General features: G+C 72.2%; 18 protein-coding genes. 7 read left to right on the top strand and 11 right to left on the bottom strand.

Annotated elements, in window-relative coordinates; genetic code table 11:
- Window positions 1-103 precede the first annotated feature (103 nt).
- Genes ACQPZ4_RS13070 through ACQPZ4_RS13060 form a run of 3 tightly spaced genes read left to right on the top strand, consistent with a single transcriptional unit; the run spans window position 104 to window position 2908 of the window.
- The gene (locus ACQPZ4_RS13070; RefSeq protein WP_433059620.1) at window positions 104-1591 is read left to right on the top strand and encodes an Hsp70 family protein; all 1488 of its coding nucleotides are present in this window, start codon (window positions 104-106) and stop codon (window positions 1589-1591) included.
- A 2-nt stretch (window positions 1592-1593) separates the two neighbouring features.
- Entirely contained in the window at window positions 1594-2100 is a 507-nt protein-coding gene (locus tag ACQPZ4_RS13065) for a hypothetical protein (RefSeq protein WP_433059617.1), read from the top strand.
- 40 nt (window positions 2101-2140) lie between these two features.
- Window positions 2141-2908, top strand: coding sequence for an aminoglycoside phosphotransferase family protein (locus tag ACQPZ4_RS13060; RefSeq protein WP_433059615.1), 768 nt, complete (start codon window positions 2141-2143; stop codon window positions 2906-2908).
- A 224-nt stretch (window positions 2909-3132) separates the two neighbouring features.
- Here the strand turns inward: ACQPZ4_RS13060 and ACQPZ4_RS13055 are convergent, their stop codons facing one another.
- Genes ACQPZ4_RS13055 through ACQPZ4_RS13045 form a run of 3 tightly spaced genes read right to left on the bottom strand, consistent with a single transcriptional unit; the run spans window position 3133 to window position 6651 of the window.
- A complete protein-coding gene (locus ACQPZ4_RS13055; RefSeq protein ID WP_433059612.1) occupies window positions 3133-4323 on the bottom strand; it encodes an NAD(P)/FAD-dependent oxidoreductase in 1191 nt (396 codons plus the stop codon).
- A gap of 11 nt (window positions 4324-4334) precedes the next feature.
- The gene (locus ACQPZ4_RS13050) at window positions 4335-5747 is read right to left on the bottom strand and encodes a glycoside hydrolase family 16 protein (RefSeq protein WP_433059609.1); all 1413 of its coding nucleotides are present in this window, start codon (window positions 5745-5747) and stop codon (window positions 4335-4337) included.
- 10 nt (window positions 5748-5757) lie between these two features.
- Entirely contained in the window at window positions 5758-6651 is an 894-nt protein-coding gene (locus ACQPZ4_RS13045) for an EamA family transporter (RefSeq protein WP_433059606.1), read from the bottom strand.
- Between the two features lie 56 nt (window positions 6652-6707).
- On the opposite strand from ACQPZ4_RS13045, the gene ACQPZ4_RS13040 reads away from it, so the two are divergent.
- The gene (locus tag ACQPZ4_RS13040) at window positions 6708-7193 is read left to right on the top strand and encodes a MarR family winged helix-turn-helix transcriptional regulator (protein ID WP_433059604.1); all 486 of its coding nucleotides are present in this window, start codon (window positions 6708-6710) and stop codon (window positions 7191-7193) included.
- Here ACQPZ4_RS13040 and ACQPZ4_RS13035 read toward each other — a convergent pair.
- From ACQPZ4_RS13035 to ACQPZ4_RS13025, 3 genes are read right to left on the bottom strand one after another with little or no spacing between them, the layout of a single operon-like run.
- Window positions 7190-7957: a methyltransferase domain-containing protein gene (locus ACQPZ4_RS13035; protein WP_433059601.1), complete on the bottom strand. Its 768-nt coding sequence runs from the start codon at window positions 7955-7957 to the stop codon at window positions 7190-7192. The genes ACQPZ4_RS13040 and ACQPZ4_RS13035 overlap by 4 nt on opposite strands.
- Before the next feature lie 51 nt (window positions 7958-8008).
- Complete coding sequence (locus ACQPZ4_RS13030; protein WP_433059599.1) at window positions 8009-8563, bottom strand: phosphonate degradation HD-domain oxygenase; 555 nt, start codon at window positions 8561-8563, stop codon at window positions 8009-8011.
- On the bottom strand, window positions 8560-9516 hold the full coding sequence (locus ACQPZ4_RS13025; RefSeq protein WP_433059596.1) for a hypothetical protein: 957 nt from the start codon (window positions 9514-9516) through the stop codon (window positions 8560-8562). The genes ACQPZ4_RS13030 and ACQPZ4_RS13025 overlap by 4 nt, the downstream gene beginning before the upstream one ends.
- Before the next feature lie 120 nt (window positions 9517-9636).
- Between ACQPZ4_RS13025 and ACQPZ4_RS13020 the strand changes: the two genes are divergently transcribed.
- Window positions 9637-10377, top strand: coding sequence for an SGNH/GDSL hydrolase family protein (locus ACQPZ4_RS13020; RefSeq protein WP_433059593.1), 741 nt, complete (start codon window positions 9637-9639; stop codon window positions 10375-10377).
- Window positions 10378-10505: 128 nt separating this feature from the next.
- Here ACQPZ4_RS13020 and ACQPZ4_RS13015 read toward each other — a convergent pair whose 3' ends face one another.
- The 4 genes from ACQPZ4_RS13015 to ACQPZ4_RS13000 all read right to left on the bottom strand — a co-directional run bounded on the left by ACQPZ4_RS13015 (window position 10506) and on the right by ACQPZ4_RS13000 (window position 14664).
- Complete coding sequence (locus tag ACQPZ4_RS13015) at window positions 10506-11342, bottom strand: carbohydrate ABC transporter permease (protein ID WP_433059591.1); 837 nt, start codon at window positions 11340-11342, stop codon at window positions 10506-10508.
- Window positions 11343-11344: 2 nt separating this feature from the next.
- Window positions 11345-12226, bottom strand: a complete 882-nt coding sequence (locus ACQPZ4_RS13010) for a carbohydrate ABC transporter permease (protein WP_433059588.1) — start codon at window positions 12224-12226, stop codon at window positions 11345-11347.
- A 4-nt stretch (window positions 12227-12230) separates the two neighbouring features.
- Window positions 12231-13637 (bottom strand): N-acetylglucosamine/diacetylchitobiose ABC transporter substrate-binding protein, encoded by a 1407-nt coding sequence (gene ngcE / locus ACQPZ4_RS13005; RefSeq protein ID WP_433059585.1) that lies wholly within the window; start codon window positions 13635-13637, stop codon window positions 12231-12233.
- Between the two features lie 76 nt (window positions 13638-13713).
- A complete protein-coding gene (locus tag ACQPZ4_RS13000) occupies window positions 13714-14664 on the bottom strand; it encodes an N-acetylglucosamine kinase (RefSeq protein ID WP_433059582.1) in 951 nt (316 codons plus the stop codon).
- Window positions 14665-14717: 53 nt separating this feature from the next.
- Between ACQPZ4_RS13000 and ACQPZ4_RS12995 the strand changes: the two genes are divergently transcribed.
- Together ACQPZ4_RS12995 and murQ are read left to right on the top strand one after the other, a co-directional pair.
- A complete protein-coding gene (locus tag ACQPZ4_RS12995) occupies window positions 14718-15614 on the top strand; it encodes a MurR/RpiR family transcriptional regulator (protein WP_433059578.1) in 897 nt (298 codons plus the stop codon).
- Window positions 15611-16525 (top strand): N-acetylmuramic acid 6-phosphate etherase, encoded by a 915-nt coding sequence (murQ, locus tag ACQPZ4_RS12990; protein ID WP_433059575.1) that lies wholly within the window; start codon window positions 15611-15613, stop codon window positions 16523-16525. The genes ACQPZ4_RS12995 and murQ overlap by 4 nt, the downstream gene beginning before the upstream one ends.
- Here the strand turns inward: murQ and ACQPZ4_RS12985 are convergent.
- Window positions 16522-17298 (bottom strand): C40 family peptidase, encoded by a 777-nt coding sequence (locus tag ACQPZ4_RS12985; RefSeq protein WP_433059572.1) that lies wholly within the window; start codon window positions 17296-17298, stop codon window positions 16522-16524. The genes murQ and ACQPZ4_RS12985 overlap by 4 nt on opposite strands.
- Between the last annotated feature and the right edge of the window lie 2 nt (window positions 17299-17300).

The following is a 17300-nucleotide window of genomic DNA, read 5'->3' as shown; positions in this document are numbered from 1 at the left end:
GAGCCGATCGAAGGATCGTTTCCGCGTGCCAAAGATCCCTATGCTTCGCCCCGTGCCGGATGCCGCGCTCGGAATCGACTACGGAACGTCGAGTACCGTTGCCGTGCTTCGACATCCCGGCGGCAAGGTCCGGCCGCTGCTGTTCGACTCCTCCCCGCTGCTGCCCTCGGCCGTGTTCCGCAGCGACGCCGGGCGCCTGCTCGTGGGCCGCGACGCGGAGAACGCCGCGCGCCTCGATCCCGCGCGCTACGAGCCGCACCCCAAGCGCCGCATCGACGACCTCGAGGTGCTGCTGGGCGACCGCGCCGTGCCCGTCACCGAGCTGGTCGCGGCCACCCTCACCCGGGTGCGCGACGAGGCGGTGCGCACCCTCGGCGGCCCGCCCGCGACGCTGACCATGACCTGCCCGGCGACCTGGGGCTCGGCCCGCCGCCAGGTGCTGTCCGACGCGGCCGCGCAGGCCGGGCTGCCGGCCCCCACGCTGATCGCCGAGCCCGTCGCCGCGGCCACGTACTTTGCGGCCGTGCTGGGTCATGCGGTACAAGTGGGACAGTCGGTTGTCGTCTATGACCTCGGCGCCGGAACGTTCGACGCGAGCGTCGTGCAGCGCACCGCCGACGGGTTCCGGGACCTCGCGTGCCGCGGCCTCGACGACGTGGGTGGCCTGGACCTCGACGCGCTGGTCGTCGCGCACGCCCGCACGGTCGTCGAGCCGTCGGCCGCGGACACCTGGCGCCGCCTCGCCGCGCCCCAGTCCGCCGCCGACCTGCGCCACGCCACCATGCTCTGGACCGACGCCCGCCACCTGCGCGAGGCGCTGTCCCGCGAGTCGTCCGCGAGCATGTTCATCCCGGCCGCCGACAGCGAGGTACTCTTCACCCGCCAGCAGTTCGACGCCGCCGCCGAGCCCGTGCTGGCGCGCACGGTCGAGCTCGCCCTCACCACGGTGAAGGAAGCCCGAATCCGGCCGGAGTCGGTCACCGGCTGGTTCCTCGTGGGCGGCGGCACCCGGACGCCGCTGATCGCCACCATGCTGCACCGCGCCACGGGCGTCGCCCCGACCGTCCTCGAGGAGCCCCAGCTCGTCGTGGCCGAGGGCGCCCTGCACCTGGCCACCGCCCCGCAGCCCGCGTTCGTCACGCAGCCGACGCCGCAACCCGCCCCGATCCCGCCGCCCGCGTTCGCAACGCCGACGCCGCAACCCGCACCGTTCGCGACGCAGCCGGCGCCCGTGTCGATCCCGCAGCCGGCGCAACCGGACGAGCGACTCTGGCCGGAAACGCCCCAGGAAAAGCCAAAAGCGGCTGCGACGGTACCGCCGGTGCCTCCGAAATCCGCCGTAGGCACCAGTTTCGCCGAGGTGTTCGCCCTCGTGTCCGCCGGCCTCGCCGCGCTCCTGCTCCTCATCCCGATCGTGGGCGACCGCCCCAACGGACCAGGGCTGGTGGGCGGCCTCGGCCTCGGCCTCGCCGTCCTATGGCGGGCCTGGCGACTGCGCCACCCGGGCCCCCGCGCGGCCGACTGGACCGCCATCGCGCTCGGCGGCATCGGCGTCGCGTTCGCCGTCGTCCAGTTCATCGTGGGGAGCTGACCGTGGCCGACATCAGCTACGACATCGCGCGCCACCTGGTTCCCGTCGCCGCCGCGGCCCTGGGCGTCACCGCGACCGTCATCTGGGCCAGGCGGACCGCCGGCAACGCGCCCGCCCCGGACGAGCCGGACACCGCCACCCGGGTGACCGGCAACGCCCAGGTCGCCACCATCGCCGCGGTCGTCGTCGCGGCGATCGCGATCGTGCTCGTCAGCCCGATCCACCAACTGCTGCCGGCCGATCAGCCGTTCGACTGGCTGGCCGCGCTGACGCTCCTGCTGGCCGCCGTGCTGCGCGGTACCCGCCTCTCGCGGCCCGCCTCGCGCACGTTCGACCGCTTCACCGCCGCCCTGGCCATCGTCCCGGCGTGCGCCCTGCTCCTGGCGGTGGCGTACATGGGGCTGTACGCCGGCTGGGGCACGACCCGCATCGTGTGGGCCCTCGGCTACGTCGTCGCGGCCGCCCTGGCCCTGACCTCCGGCCTGCGCTGGCGCCGCACCGCCGGTTAATCGCTCGCCGCGATCGCCCGAGCACGCTAGAAACGGTGGAATGACCGAAGAACGGCTTGAAGGCGGCCGCACCTACGGCGCCGTCCGCGTCGACGACGAGGTCCGCCGCCCAGCCCAACCGTTCACGGCGACCGTCCACACCGTCCTGCGCCACCTCGAAGCAGCCGGATTCGACGGCGCCCCACGGGTCCTGGGCTTCGACGACCAGGGCCGCGAACGCCTGACGTTCCTGCCGGGCGAAACCCTGGGCGAACCCCAGCCGTGGCCGGAGTGGGCCCGCTCGGACGACACCCTGCGCCAGGTCGGCGCCTGGCTGCGCGGACTGCACGACACGACGGAGTCGTACCGCCCACCGGCCGACGCCGTCTGGTTCACCGGCCGCCCCTGGCAGCCGGGCCTGCTGATCGGCCACTTGGACGCCGCCCCGTGGAACGCCGTCTGGGCGGACGGCACCCTGCGAGGCTTCGTGGACTGGGAGCTCGCCAGCCCGTGCACCCGCGAGGACGACCTGGCGTTCACGGCCCTGACCTGGTCCCCGCTGCTGACGGCCGCGATCACCGAACCCGCCGGCTTCCCGCCGGACGACGACCGGCGGCGCTTCCACCTGCTGCTGGACGCGTACGGCTACACCGGCGACCGCACCGCCGTCCGCGACGCGATGCTCGGCCGCATCGAGCGCAACGTGGAGGTGATCCGGCACATGGCCACCGGCGGCGAACCGACGTTCCAGCGCATGCTGCCGTGGGCCGCCGACCTGGAACAGTCCGGCCGCGAGGTAGCCGCCCGCCCGTCCGTCTTCTGGGCCTGAACGAAGGCAAACCCGCGGCGCACCGTGCTGCCGTGGTGGGTCACGGGCTTGTCGCCCGCTTGGACGGCAAGGTCCGGAACCGGAGGTAGGACAAGAATTTGAGCCTGGCCGCAAACCGGTGCCTTGGCCACGGCTCGTGGCCGGTGAGATCACCGTCGGGGTTTGAACTGATCCCGACGGTGGATCTGGCCGCGTGCCTTCCCCCGAGGTGCGGGCGGGAGGTGTCAGGCGCCGCTCATGATGCGGCCGAGGTTGTCCGGGGCGAAGTACTCCGGGATCGGCGTACTCCCCTGCAGTACGCCGAAGAAGCGAGTCGACTCCGCCGGGCTCGCCGCGATCGTGGCGAACAGCGCGGCCATCTCCGGCGTCGGCGGCTCCATCGACGCGAGCTGGCACGTCAGCTGCAACGCCGGCAGGAAGCGCCGGTCCCGCTCCTCGACGTACCCCGCCACCGCCGCGTCCAGGTTGCCACCCTCCGACAGTCCACTGTGGACCGCGTTCGCCAGCAGTGCGGCGCACACGAAGGCGTCGGTGATGCCCGCAGCCATGACCGGGTCCTTGTGGTAGCCCGCGTCGCCCACCAGTGCCCAGCCGGGACCCGCGGACTGGCGGAAGAAGTTCGGGACGTCCGCCGTGGCGTGCATGCGGCCCGAGCGGGACGCTGCGGCGATTCGCGAAGCCACAGACGGTACACGGGAAAGGGCTTCTGCGTAGTTGGCTTCCACATCGGTGCGGAAGTCGTGGAACTGGGCGATCGGGCAGGCCACGAAGACGCAGGTCTCGTTGTCGTTGGTGGGGAAGAGCACCACCGCGCGGTCGCCCAGCTGGTAGATCTCGGCGCCCTCGCGGGGCTCGACACCCCTGTAGTATGCGTAGTAGCAGGCGGTCAGGGCCGGGGTCTCCGCGTAGCGGGTGGCGCCGACCTGCGCGGCCACCGTCGAGCGCAGGCCGTCCGCGCCGATGACGATGCGCGCGTGCTCCTCGAAGCCCTCGCCGCGCACGCCCACGACCCGGCCGCCGTCATCGAGGATCAGCTCCGAGACGGCGGCACCCTCGCGGACGGAGACGCCGGCCGCGCGGGCCGCGTCGAGCAGGATGCTGTCCAGGACGGTACGGCGGACGCAGTACGCGTGCGCGGCCCCGTCCACCGCGGGCGGCGGGGCGCTGATGGCGAACGGGCCGAAGTCCATCGTGAAGCGCTCGTGCGGCGGGGCGCCCGCGGCGGCCACGGCGTCGTGCAGGCCCCATTGCCGCAGGTACGCCATCCCCGGCACGTGGATCAGGTGGGTCGAGATGACGTCGCTCGGGAACGTGGCGCGGTCCAGCAGCAGGACGCGGTGGCCGGCCCGGGCGAGCAGCATGGCCGTGGGGGAGCCGGCGACCCGGGCGCCGACGACGATGGCATCGAAGCTCATGCGATCCAACCCTAACGCCACCATTGTACTGATTCCACGTACATCGTCTGCGGAAAGCCGGTCGACGACGGCGGAGTGCCGGGCCAGCGGCCGCCCACGGCGACGTTCAGCAGCAGGAACATCGGGCGCTCGAAGACCCACGCCTGCTTGGCGCCCAGGTCCTCCTCGCGCAGGGTCGCCTGCACCACGCCGTCGACGGACCACTGGAGCAGGCCGGGCCACCACTCCAGGGAGTACCGGTGCGGTCCATGCTTCGAAACCGCGGTGAACTGGCGCTCCCAGCCCCGCTCCGACCCGTCGGGGCCGTGGAAGGTGCCGTAGACGCGGTCAGCGCCCAGGGACTCCATGATGTCGATCTCGCCGGCGGCGGGCCAGCCGGTGGTGGCGACATCCGCGCCGAGCATCCAGAACGCCGGCAACAAGCCCTTCCCCGTGGGTACCGCCAGCACGCTCTCGATCCGCCCGTACTGCGCCGTGAAGTCGCTGCGGAGCCGCGCCGAGGTGTACTTGCCGCCGTCGTGGCGGGCGGTGATCGCCAAGCGGCCGTCGCCGGTGCGGGCCGCATTGGCCGGGTTCGCGGTGTACTCCTGCAGCTCCCCGTTCCCCCAGCCCCCGCCGCCGAGCTCCGGGGTCCAGCCGGTCAGCGGGCCGGTGCCGTCGAACTCCTCGGCCAGCTCGGCGCGCAGCGGGTCGGTGCCGGTGCGGGCCATGGTCGCCGTGACGGCCGTCACTCCGGCCAGGTGCTCCAGCGCGGTGACGGCGACCGTGGCGGTGTCGCCGGTGACGGGGACGAGGACGGTGGCGTGTCTGACGCGCCCGGCGGCGGTACCGGCGAGGCGGACCCGCTGCCCGTTGACCGTGACGGCGGCCTCGGGAGCAGCCCCGCGCTCGGGTGCGGCCAGCGAGAGCGTCACGGCGTAGGTGCCCGGCTGCGGCACCGGGAGGCTGAACGTGGGGGTGCCGCTGCGGCTGTACCGGTACGGCGCCGAACTCCCCGCCGCCAGCTCCTTGGGCGCGCCGCCGCCCTGCGCCACGGCCGCGTCGGACTCCCACTGGTTGCCGGCCGCGTCGGTGGCCCCGCCGGGCGCGGCGGTCCAGCGGTGGGTCCAGCCGACGCCGGCCGTGATCCGGGTCGACGACGTCCTCGTCAGCACCCGCCCCTGGCCGTCGCCGTCCGCACTCGGCCAGGCGAGCGCGGCCGCCGCGATCCCGGTCACGACCAGGAGCGCGGCGATGAGAGCGCGGCGGGGCCTCTGCCGCGCGGTCTTGGCCACGACCAGGTGCGCGGCAATGAGAGCGCGGCGGGGCACCTGCCGCCCGGTCTTGGCCACGGCCCGGCGCGCGGCGGGGGCGACGTGGCGGGGCACCTGCCGCGCGGTCTTGGCCACGACCAGGTGCGCGGCGGTGGCGGCGCGGCGGGGCACCTGCCCAAGGCTACGGCGCGGTGGCGACCTTGAGCGCCGCTGTCGGCTTGCCGACCTTGAACGTGCCGGCCCCGATCAGCACCGCGACCAGCACGATCGCGGCCCCGGTGAGCTGCCCGGCGGACAGCGCCTGGCCCAGCGCGACCCAGCCCAGGGCGGCCGCGACGACCGGGCTGAGCAGGGCGAGCAGCGTCACGCGCCCGGGCGGGAGGGAGGTGACGCCGCGGAACCACAGCAGGTACGCGCCCGCCGTGCCGACCAGCGACAGGTACCCGAAGCCGGCCACGTTGGCCCAGCTCAGCGCGGGCGGCAGGCCCTCGACGAGCAGCATGGCGGGGACGAGCAGCAGGCCGCCGACCGTGAGCTGCCAGCCGGTCAGGGCGAGCAGGGCCTGGCGGCGCTCGGCGAAGCCCTCGGGCACGCCCCAGCGCTTGCCCAGGACGGTACCGAACGACATGGACACCATCCCGCCAGCGGCGGCGGCGAGCCCGATCGGGTCGAGCGCGGCCTGCGAGCGCAGGACCAGCAGCGCGACCCCGGCCACGCCGGCGGCCCCGGCGGCCAGGACCCGGACCGCTGGGCGCTGGCCGAGCAGCCCGAACGCGAGCCCGGCCACGACGAACGGGCCGAGCGCGCCGAGGACGGCCGCGACCCCGCCCGGCAGCCGGTACGCGGCGACGAACAGCAGCGCGAAGAACAGCCCGATGTTCAGCGTGCCGAGCACCGCCGAGCGCCACCACCAGGCTCCCTTGGGCAGCGCGCGGGCGGCCGCGACGAGCAGCAGCCCGGCGGGCAGCGCGCGCAGGGTCCCGGCCAGCAGCGGCCGGTCGGCGGGGAGCAGCTCGGTGGTCACGAGGTACGTGGTCCCCCACAGCACGGGGGCGATCACTGTCAGGTTCCTCATGACTAAGTAGCTTACCACTAAGCTACTTAGAAGCAAGCGGGTGCTAATCTGCTTGCGTGGACGATGTCGACCGGATCGTGGAGCAGTGGGGCCGCGAGCGCCCGGAGCTGCAGACCGACGCGATGGCCGTGTTCGGCCGGATCTACCGGCTGTCGCGGATCATGGGCGACCGGCAGGAGAAGGTGTACGGCGCCCTCGGCATCAACCGCGGCGAGTTCGACGTCCTGGCGACCCTGCGCCGCGCGGGCGAGCCGTTCCAGCTCTCCCCGAAGGCGCTGAGCGCGTCCTCGATGCTGACGACCGGCGGCATGACCGGCCGGCTCGACCGCCTGGAGAAGGCCGGCCTCGTGACCCGCGCCCCGGACCCGGCCGACCGCCGCGGCCTGGTCATCACCCTGACCCGCCGCGGCCGCGACCTCGTCGACGAGGCAGTCGTGGCCGGCCTGGACGCCCAGCGCGAGGTCCTCGAGCACCTGCCCGAGGCGCGCCGCCGCCAGCTCTCAGCGCTGCTGCGCGAGCTCCTGGCCGCCGCCGAGGGCTAAACCGTTCCGCTGGCCACCCACATCGTCAGCGTGGCCAGGAAGTCGCCGCGCTCGCCCGCCTCGCCGAGCGCGCCGAACCAGTCCTCGCGCAGGTCGCCGGGGATCAGGCCGGCCTCCGCCGGGACCATCGGGTTGACCATCGGCAGGACGGCCGCGGCGGCGATGGGGTCGGGGAAGTACAGGGCGACCGGGACCGCCGTGACCTCGGCCAGCCCGGCCCGGTGCAGCCGGCGGCGCAGCGTGCGGCCCATGTCCAGGTGCTGGCCGACCACCGTGGCCAGCAGGTGCTCGCGGACCCGGGCGACCAGCGGCCGGGGCAGGCCGTCGACCGCCACCGACTCCCAGTCGGTGTCGACCAGGCAGACCCGGCCGCCGGGGCGGGTCACCCGAGCCAGCTCGGCCACGGCCGCGTCGGGGTCGCCGAGGTGCAGCAGCACCCGCTCGCAGCGCACGGCGTCGAACCAGCCGTCCGCGAAGTCCATCGCCGTCACGTCGCCGCAGATGTACTGCACGCAGGACCCCTCGTCCCGCTCCCGCGCCACGGCGATCGCTTCCTCCGACGCGTCCAGGGCCACGATGGCCCCGGAGTCGCACAGCCGCGTCGCCAGCAGCCGCGCCACCTCCCCGGTGCCCGCGCCGGCGTCGAGAATCCGCTGGCCGGGCGCCAGGTGCAGGGCGGCGATGGCGACCTCGCGGACCCGCTGGATCTCGGGGTTCGCGCGGTCCAGTTCGCGGAAGGCGTTCGCCGGAACATCGGTGGCCATCACGACAGTCTGGCCGGGGGCGCTCCGGCCGCGCTGCCCGGAAACCGATCGTCAATCCGACATGAGGCGGACAAGCATGTTTCGGTACTCCACGAAGGGCGCGACGGCCGCCCCCGGCTCTTTTGCCTGCTCATCCCAGCGACGGAGGGCCACGGCGGCGTCCGCGTACTCGTGCGCGGCGAACCGCTCGGCCTGCTCCGGCGACATCGGGCCGCCCTGGACGCCTAGGGTGTACTTGGACGCCTCCGACAGACGGTCGTAGTAGCCGGGCTCGACGACGCACAGGTACCGCTTGGCCGCCACGTGCAGCCGCACCGGCTCGCACACCGCGGGCCCGAACCACTGCGCCAGCCAGTCGGCCCCGGTGTCGCTGTGCCGGTTGTCCCGGCCCTCCATGAGGTCGGACCCGCTGAGCAGCCCGTGGAAATGTCCCACGTCGTGCAATAGTGCGGCTGCCACGAGGGTTTCAGGAGCCTTCGCTTGTACTGCCAGTGCCGCCGCCTGCAGCATGTGCTCGGCCTGCGTCACCGGTTCGCCGAGGTACTCCTGCGCGCCCTCGCTCGTGAAGAGCGCCTGGATCTCGTCGACCGCTGCCTGGTGGTTCATGCGGTGATTGTGTGCGGCTCGGGTGAACGGGGCGTTGCGCGCATCGCACAGTACAAGAGGACGATCGCGAGCACTGCGAACACGACGTGGCTGACGGGTGTGACGACCGGTCCGTCGCCCATGAACGGCCGCATGAAGAAGGAGTGCCAGGCGTAGGTCAGCGTGGCCCCGGCGGCGAGCGCGAGCCGGTGCGCGGCGCCCCACCCGTCCCGGCCCGACCAGCGCAGCACGGCGACCGTCATCCCGGCGAACACCAGGACCATGAGCGCGACGTTGACCCAGGTCGGGGTGGCGTCGGGCAGCCGGAACAGCGCCCCGGCGACGAGCGTGAGCACGAGCACCTGCCAGGCCGGCGGCACGGGGCCGGCGGTCGGTTCGCGATGCGGCCAGCGGAACGCGAGCACGATGAGCGCCAGCCCGACGATCGCGGCCCCGGCCAGCCGCGGCCACGGCGCCTGGAAGTGGTCGCTGGTCCAGGTCCCGAACACGTTGAGCAGCGCCCCGAGCAGGCACAACACGCCCGCGACGACCAGCCCGGGCACGCGCAGCCACGGCGTCGTACGGGTGGCCGGGCTGAGGTGCTCGACCAGCGCGATCGGCACGCTGATGCTCCACACGGTGTGCACGGCGAGCACGGTCAGCGTCCACGGCACCGAGATGCCCAGGACCGGGACGAACCAGTGCTCGAGCAGGTGCAGCCCCGCGTAGTTCGGGTTGAACAGCGACTGGGTGACGAGCCCCTCCTCGATCACGCCGTACGCGAGCGCCAGGGTCAGCATCGTCGGCCACCCGCGCCCGGTGCGCCGCGCGAACTCGCGGATCAGAATGGCGCCGCCGCCGTACATCGGGGCCAGAAAAAGCAGTGCAAACAGCGCATTGATCCCGAAGTCGCCGAGCAGGAACTCCGCGACCAGAGGAGCCAGGAAGAACAGGGCAAACGCGTTCTTTCGCATGCCATCAGCCTGCGCCGATGCGGGCCGGCGCCGTAGCCTCGCTTGTACGCGATCGGACGGTACAAATGTCCTCCCGGTCGTGCAAAGATCACGTTCGCCCCCGCACATTGGAGAGCGATCTTGCACGAGTTCATTGCCGCATTCCTCGCCGCGGTAGCCGCGGCGCTGGGCCAGCACCCCGCGGCCGCACAGCAACAGCAGCAGCAACAGCAGCAGCAACAGCCGGCGGCCCAGCCCGGCGCCGTGGTCAACGACCCCCGCACCCGCGACCTCGGCAGCGACGCCTACTCGATCATGCCGATGGGCGACTCGATCACCCTCGGCCTGGCGAGCACCGACGGCCAGGGGTACCGCAAGTTCCTGGACCAGCTCCTCGCCGGCCGCCCGCACACCTTCGTCGGCACCCAGGGCACCGCCCCGATGAACCACGAGGGCCACTCCGGCTGGACCATCGACCAGCTCGGCGCCGAGGCCCGCCGCTGGGTCGCCCTGAAGCGCCCCGACATCATCCTGATCCACGCCGGCACGAACGACGACGGCCTGAACCACACCACGGCCCAGATGCTGGCGAGCATGAACCACCTGCTGGACGAGATCCACGCCGGCTCCCCCACGTCGTACGTGATCGTGGCGAAGATCCCGCTGACCCCGTTCAACAACCAGTGGCAGCAGGACCAGGAGGTCGGCTACAACGCGGGCCTGCCCGCCGTGGCGGCCGCCCGCAGCCACGTCATCGTCGTGGACATGGTCTCGACGCAGATCTCAGCCGACTCGGTTGGCGCCGAACGGGTCCACCCGAACGACACCGGCTACAAGTACATGGCCCAGGTCTGGTACAACGCCCTGCCCAGAGTCAGCTGACGCCGCTTCCTACGCCGCCGGCGCCTTCATGCGCCGGCGGCGGTTCGTCTTTCAGCACGCCTTGCCGTCCAAGCGGGCGACAAGCCCTTGACCCACCACGGCATCACGGTCCGCCGCGGGGTTCGCAGTTACTTGAGCTGCCCAGCGGTCAGCCCGGACTGCACCTGCCGCTGGAACGCCAGATACAGCAACAACACCGGCAGCATCGCGATCGTCATCCCCGCGAACAACCCCCCGAAGTCCCCCGCGTACCCCTCGTTCACGGCGAGGGCTGTCAACCCCTGCGCCAGGACCCAGCGCTTCTCGCTCCCCTCCCCCTGCATCAGCACGATCGGGAAGATGTACTGGTTCCACTGCGTCAAGAAGTTGAAGATGCCCACCGAAATCAGGCCAGGACGAGCCATCGGCAGCATGATGCGAAAGAACAAGCTCCAGTGTGAGCACCCGTCCACCAGCGCCGCCTCCCCCACCGCCGTGGGCAGGGTCCGGAAGAACGCCGTCAGGAAGAACACGGTGAACGGCAGCGAATACGCCGTATACACCAGGATCAGCCCGGGCAGCGTGCCGAGCAGCCCCAGGTTCTTCACCACGAAGAAGAGCGGTACCAGAGCCAGGAAGACCGGAAACACCATGCCGCCCGCGAAGGCGTAGTACACCAGGCGCATCCCGCGAAGTGAGTAGCGGGCCAGCACATAAGCGGCCATCGCGCCCAGCAGCATCGTCAGGAACAGCGCCCCCGCCACGACGATGGTGCTGTTCAGGAAGTAGCGGCCCATGTGCGCCTCGTTCCAGGCGCGCGACCAGTTCGAGAATCGCAGCGCCGACGGCAGGCCCCAGGCGTCCGACAGGATCTCGTCGTCCGACTTGAACGACGACAGCACCGCCCACAGCAACGGAAACGTCGTCAGGACGGCCCAGCCGAAGAGGAACACGTGGGAGAAGGCGTTGCCGAGACGGAGTCGCATGGTCAGTACTCGATGCGATCGCGGCGGGTCAGGCGCAACGACGCTATCGCGACCGACAGGGTGACGAAGAACATGGCCACGCCGATCGCCGAGGCGTAGCCGAACTTCGACTCGCCGAACGCCGTGTTGTAGAGCCGCAGACCGACCACGTCCGTGCTGAACTCGGGGCCGCCGTTGGTGATGATCTGCACGAGGGCGAAGCCGTCCAGGGCGATGATCGCGAGGTACACCCAGGCGACCTGGATCGTGTCCCACAGCAGCGGGATGGTGATGCGCCACAGGACGGTGAAGCGGCCCGCGCCGTCCAACGAGACCGCCTCGTAGATCTCGCGCGGGATGGCCGACATGGCGGCGCCGAACAGGACGACGTAGAAGCCGACGTTGCTCCAGATCATCACGATCAGCACAGCCCAGAAGGCCACGTCGGCGTCGCCGAGCCAGGTCCGGGTCAGGGCGTTCAGGCCCACCGCGCGCAGGAATCCGTTGACCAGGCCGCCGTTCGGGGCGTACATCTCGCGCCACAGGACGCCGATGATGGCGACCGAGAGGACCTGCGGGAAGAAGTACACGATGCGGTACACCGCGGAGAATCGCACGCCGTGGATGTTCAGCATCGAGGCGAAGAACAGGCCCAGACCGATGGTGGCGGCCGGCAGGACCGCGAGCAGGATCGCGTTGTGTCGCAGGGCGTTCCAGAAGTACTCGTCGGACAGCAGGCGCGTGAAATTGTCCGGGCCCACGTAGTCCCACGTCGGGCTCAGGCCGCGCCAGTTGGTGGCCGAGATCTGGAACGCCTGCAGGTACGGGGAGACGACGAAGACCGCATAGACCGCCACGGCCGGCATGAGGAACGTGATGGCGAACAGGCGCCGCCCGTGGCGCATCCCGTCAGCTCCGCTTGTACTTCTTGATGGTGTCGTCCTTGGCGATCGAGTCGGCGCCCTTCTGGCACTGCTCGACGAATTGCTTGGCGTTGATCTGCTTGGTGAACAGGGCGCCGCACGCCGCGTCGACGAGTTCGCGTTCGAGTTTGCGGTAGTAGGAGTTGTAGACCCAGTTGAAGCCCTTGTCCCCCGATGCCTGCAAGGCCTTCGTGACCGACGCCAGGCCGGGCGGGAGGTTCACGCCCTGGTCCAGGCCCGCGACGCAGGTGAGGCTGGCGACGCGGTTCGTGAAATCGATGGCTCCCTTCTTCGACAGCATGATGCGGAGATATTCCAGGCCGCCCGCGACATTCTTCGCCTTGGCCGGAACGACGAAGGGCTCCCCTGTCGTACCGCGCAGCGCCTCGAACGGCAGCTTGTCCGATGTGGACAGACTGGACGTGGGCGCGACCGTCATCCGGAAGTCGGGCGGGGTGACCGCCTTCTGCTCGCTCTCCAGCCAGGAGCCGCAGGAGATGAAGACCGCCTTGCCCTTGCACCACTCGGTCTGGGACTGGATGTGGTCCAGGCCCTCGGAGCCGGGCAGGATGTACCCGTCCACGGCCAGCTGGGAGTACGCGTCGGCGGCGGCCAGGATCGCCTCGTGCTTCCAGGCGTTGGGCTCCAGGTTGTCGATGGCCTTGAGCACGTCCTCGCCGGCCATTTTGGCGGCGGCGGACAGGATCGGCCACGACATGTACCGCGGATGCTTCCCCTGATAGGTCCACGGCGCGATGCCCGCGGCCTTGATGGTCCTGCACAGGGCGATCATCTCGTCCCACGTCTTCGGGTACTGCCAGCCCTTGTCGTTCAGCAGCTTGGCCGAGTACCAGATGCCGTAGACCGTGTATGTGTAGTTGAGGGCCATCGTCCTGCCGTCGTAGGTGCCGGGCAGGAGGGATCCCGGCAGCAGCGTGTCGCGCACCTTCTTGGCCGGGTCGTCGGCGCTCGGCGCGTCCAGCAGCGGGGCCAGGTCGGCCAGGGCGCCCTGCGAGACGAGGCCGTTGAAGTCGATCTGGCCGGCGCCGGAGTTGTCGATCACGTCCGGCGGGCTGCCGTCGACGAAGCGCGGCTGGAGGGTCTGGCCGATCTGCTGGGTCGCGGAGTGCTTGATCTGCGCCTTCGGGTACTTCTCGGTGTACATCGCCTCGTGCGCCTTGGCGTAGTCCTCGCCGAAGCCGCCGTTGAAGATGACGACCTCGAGCGGCGCATCCTCCTTGACGCCCAGGGGGTTCGCGGCGTTCTTGGCGCCCTGCTCGGTGCTGGTCGGTTTGTCGTCGCCGCCGCCGGACAGCGCGCAGGCGCCGAGGGTGGCCGAGGTGGCGGCCAGCGCGCCGGTGCGCAGCAGGGCTCGCCGGGAGAGAAGACTCATCGCGACTCCTTGGAGAAGGGACGCCTGTCGATGAGCTTGAAGGTTTCCAACCAAACTTGCAAGAGGCGGAAGATTCTTACCGAGTGAGCCGGGCGTGTACCAAGGGATCCGGAAAGGCCCCGCTGAGCTGGGAAATCGCCAGCCACAGGGCGCCCGCCGGGCCGTAGCGGGCATCGATGGGCACGATACGGTAACGCTCCCGCACGCCCGCCCGGACGCGCTCGGCGACCGGCCCCTCGGTCAGCAGCACGGAGCCGGCGAGGACCACGGGCGGATCGACCAGCGCCGCGCGGGCGGCCACGGTGTCCAGGGTGTGCAGGAGATGGGCCGCCGCCTCCTCCACGATCCCGAAGGCCACCGGGTCGTCCACAAGGGAACAGATCAGCGGCGCCAGCGCTCCGAGGGCGGCCGGCGGATGGTCGAACGCGTCGCGCAGCAAGGCCTGCGGATCGGCCGGCACATGCAGGAAGTCGCTCAGCAGCGGCGTGAGCGCCGTGGCCGGGCCGCGGCCGTCGAGCGCGCGCAGGACCGCGCGCAGGCCGGCGCGGCCGATCCAGACGGCGGAGCCCTCGTCGCCGAGCAGCCAGCCGTACCCGTCGCAGCGATGCGTCAGCCGCCCGCCCGAGAACGCCGCGCCGACCGCCCCGGTGCCCGCCAGCAACAGCAGCCCGTCCGGCGAGGAGGTGCCGGCGGCGAAGGCCGCCTCGAGGTCGGTCACCGCGGCCACCCGCCCCGGCAGCCCGACGGCGTGCCAGGCCTCCTCGGCCGCGGCCTGGGTCGCGGCCCGCAGCGACGCCCCGCCCGCGACGCCGACCACGCCGAGCGCGACCCGGGCGAGATCGTCCCTTGACTGATCGAGTAGGGTGCGCAACGCGGTCGCGAGGGCCTCGGCCGGCGCCGAGCCGCTCGAGTTCCGGTTGGCCCCTCCGGCCTCCGCCCGCGCGAGGATGTTGCCGTCGAGGTCACTCAGCGCGCAGCGGGTCGTGGTGGCGCCGGCGTCCACGCCGATGACCAGGGACTCGCGCATCGCGCCACCGCATTCCATTGACGAAACCGACGAGGCAACGGAAACTTTTCCACATGAAGGACGAGGCTCGCCAGGTCTCCACGGCCGTGAAGATCCGCGGGCTCCTGCCCTCGCTGTCGCGGGCCGAGCAGCGGGTCGGCCGGATCATCGTCGAGGAGGCGGCCACCGCCGCCCAGATGACCATCACGGAGCTGGCCAAGCGGGCCGACACCTCCGAAACTACGGTCATCCGGTTCTGCCGCGCCATCGGCGTATCGGGCTATCCGGAGCTCCGCCTGAAGCTGGCCGCGGAGTCCGGACGGGTGCAGGACGACCCGGCCCAGGAGGCGATCGGCAGCGACATCAGCCTCTCCGACGACCTCGGCCAGGTGGTCAAGACCATCGCGTTCGCCGACGCCCGGGCCGTCGAGGACACCGCCGCCCAGCTCGACCTGGAGGCGCTGGAGAAGGTCATCACGGCGATCGCCGCGGCCCGCCGGATCGACATCTACGGCGTCGGCGCGAGCGCGTTCGTGGCCCAGGACTTCCAGCAGAAGCTGCACCGGATCGGGCTGACCGCGTACGCGTGGTCGGACCTGCACCTGGCGCTGACCAGCGCGGCCCTGCTCGCAACCGGCGACGTCGCCATCGGCATCTCGCACACCGGCACGACCGTGGACACCATGGAGGCCTTCGCCGAGGCCGGGCGGCGCGGGGCGACGACCGTCGCGCTCACCAACTTCCCGAAGTCGCCGATCACCCGCGAGGCCGACCTGGTGCTCACCACCGCGGCGCGCGAGACGACGTTCCGCTCCGGCGCCATGGCCAGCCGGCTCGCCCAGCTCACCGTGGTCGACTGCGTGTTCGTCGGGGTGGCCCAGCGCACCTACGACCGCACCCGCGAGGCGCTCGAGGCGACCCGCGACGCGGTGCGCAGCCGGCGGACCAAGGCCGAGCGGGGCCGCTGGTGAGCGACGCCCCCGGGGTCTCGCCCACCGAGGAGCGCAACCCGCACACGGTCGCCATCGACCGCCTCCCCACGCTCGACATGCTCAGGCTGATCAACGCCGAGGACCGCAAGGTGGCGCCGGCTGTTTCGCTGGTACTGCCCGAGCTCGCACAAGCCGTCGAGCTCGCCGTCACCGCGCTGCGCGGCGGCTGCCGCATGCACTATTTCGGCGCCGGGACGTCGGGGCGGATGGCGGTGCTGGACGCGGCCGAGCTGCACCCGACGTTCGGCATCGGCTACGAGCGGGTCGTGGCCCACATCGCGGGCGGGCTCCCGGCGCTGCACACCGCGGCCGAGGGCGTGGAGGACGACGCCGAGCAGGGCGCGGCCGCGGCGGCCGGGCTGCGCGCCGGGGACGTGGCGGTGGGCGCGACGGCGAGCGGCACCACCCCGTACGTGGCCGGCGCCCTCCGCGCCGCCCGCGCCGCCGGGGCGAGCACGGTCCTGGTCAGCGCGAACCCCGCGGCGCCCCTGGCCGACCTGGCCGACGTGCACATCGCGGTCGACACCGGCCCGGAGGCGATCACCGGCTCGACCCGCATGAAGGCCGGCACCGCCCAGAAGCTCGTCCTCAACGCCCTGTCCACGGCCGTGATGGTCCGGCTCGGCCGCACGTACTCGAACCTGATGACCGACATGGTCGCCAGCAACACCAAGCTGCGCGGCCGGCAGGTCCGGATGCTCACCCAGGCGACCGGCCTGCCGGCGCAGACGTGCACGGTCGCGCTGCTCGAGGCGGGCGGCGAGTCGAAGGTCGCCCTGGTGGCGCTGCTGGCCCAGACCCCGGCCGCCGACGCCCGCCGCGCCCTGGAACGCACTGAGGGCGTGGTCCACGCCGCCCTCGCCGCCCTGGCCGCGCTGAACGGCCGCTAGCCGGCGGCCTTCGGGCGGCCCGCGCCGGTGAGGATCACGGCCAGGTCCGGCGGGACCGGCTCCTCGACCACGATCCGCGCCTCGCCGGAGGCGTGCAGCATGACGCCCGGCTCAACCACGATGCCGACGTGGTGGATGCGGGCTCCGGGCAGGGCGAAGAAGTACAGGTCGCCGGCCCGCTCCTCCCCCGGCGCGAGCGACTCGGCCGCCGCCGCCTGGTCGCGGGCCTCGCGGGGCAGCCGCATCCCGGCGCACCGCCAGGCGAGGTGGACCAGGCCGGAGCAGTCGATGCCGCCCGGCGACAGCCCGCCCCACACGTAGACCACGCCGAGCAGCCGCCGCGCGGTCGCGACCGGGTCGGCGGCATCGGTGCGCACGTCGGACTGGGCGACCCACAGCGGTTCCGCCGCCCCCGGGATGCGCACCGGCAGCCAGCCGTCGCGCGGTGCGCCGGCCGCGACGAGCCGGGTCCCGAGCGGCACGCCCGGCATGGCCAGGGTCCCGCCGGGCTCGTCGCGCAGGTCGGTGCCGAGCGCGTCCACGGTGGACACCGGCTGCCCGCCGTCGTCCCCGAGCGGCGCGAGCTGCGCCATGGGCAGCCAGCCGCCGTCGCCGTCCTGGCCGGGCAGCGCGACCCGGGCCCAGCCGTCGGCCCGCTCCTCCTGGATCTCGGCCGCGTCGCCGAGCAGCGCCTGCGTGACGACATTCGCCGCGGTCCGATGCGACGGATCGGACCACAACGTGGCCAGGGGGATGCGCACGGCGTGTGTCACAA

Origin of the sequence: Dactylosporangium sp. CS-033363 (assembly GCF_050942475.1) — a bacterium.
Classification (GTDB): domain Bacteria; phylum Actinomycetota; class Actinomycetes; order Mycobacteriales; family Micromonosporaceae; genus Dactylosporangium.
This window is presented reverse-complemented; position numbering and strand designations above follow the sequence as displayed.

Coding starts and splice junctions, on each gene's coding strand:
- ACQPZ4_RS13060 (WP_433059615.1), top strand. CDS start 2,141: ATGACCGAAGAACGGCTTGAAGGCGGCCGCACCTACGGCGCCGTCCGC.
- ACQPZ4_RS13055 (WP_433059612.1), bottom strand. CDS start 4,323: ATGAGCTTCGATGCCATCGTCGTCGGCGCCCGGGTCGCCGGCTCCCCC.
- ACQPZ4_RS13045 (WP_433059606.1), bottom strand. CDS start 6,651: ATGAGGAACCTGACAGTGATCGCCCCCGTGCTGTGGGGGACCACGTAC.
- ACQPZ4_RS13035 (WP_433059601.1), bottom strand. CDS start 7,957: ATGGCCACCGATGTTCCGGCGAACGCCTTCCGCGAACTGGACCGCGCG.
- ACQPZ4_RS13030 (WP_433059599.1), bottom strand. CDS start 8,563: ATGAACCACCAGGCAGCGGTCGACGAGATCCAGGCGCTCTTCACGAGC.
- ACQPZ4_RS13025 (WP_433059596.1), bottom strand. CDS start 9,516: ATGCGAAAGAACGCGTTTGCCCTGTTCTTCCTGGCTCCTCTGGTCGCG.
- ACQPZ4_RS13015 (WP_433059591.1), bottom strand. CDS start 11,342: ATGCGACTCCGTCTCGGCAACGCCTTCTCCCACGTGTTCCTCTTCGGC.
- ACQPZ4_RS13010 (WP_433059588.1), bottom strand. CDS start 12,226: ATGCGCCACGGGCGGCGCCTGTTCGCCATCACGTTCCTCATGCCGGCC.
- ngcE (WP_433059585.1), bottom strand. CDS start 13,637: ATGAGTCTTCTCTCCCGGCGAGCCCTGCTGCGCACCGGCGCGCTGGCC.
- ACQPZ4_RS13000 (WP_433059582.1), bottom strand. CDS start 14,664: ATGCGCGAGTCCCTGGTCATCGGCGTGGACGCCGGCGCCACCACGACC.
- ACQPZ4_RS12995 (WP_433059578.1), top strand. CDS start 14,718: ATGAAGGACGAGGCTCGCCAGGTCTCCACGGCCGTGAAGATCCGCGGG.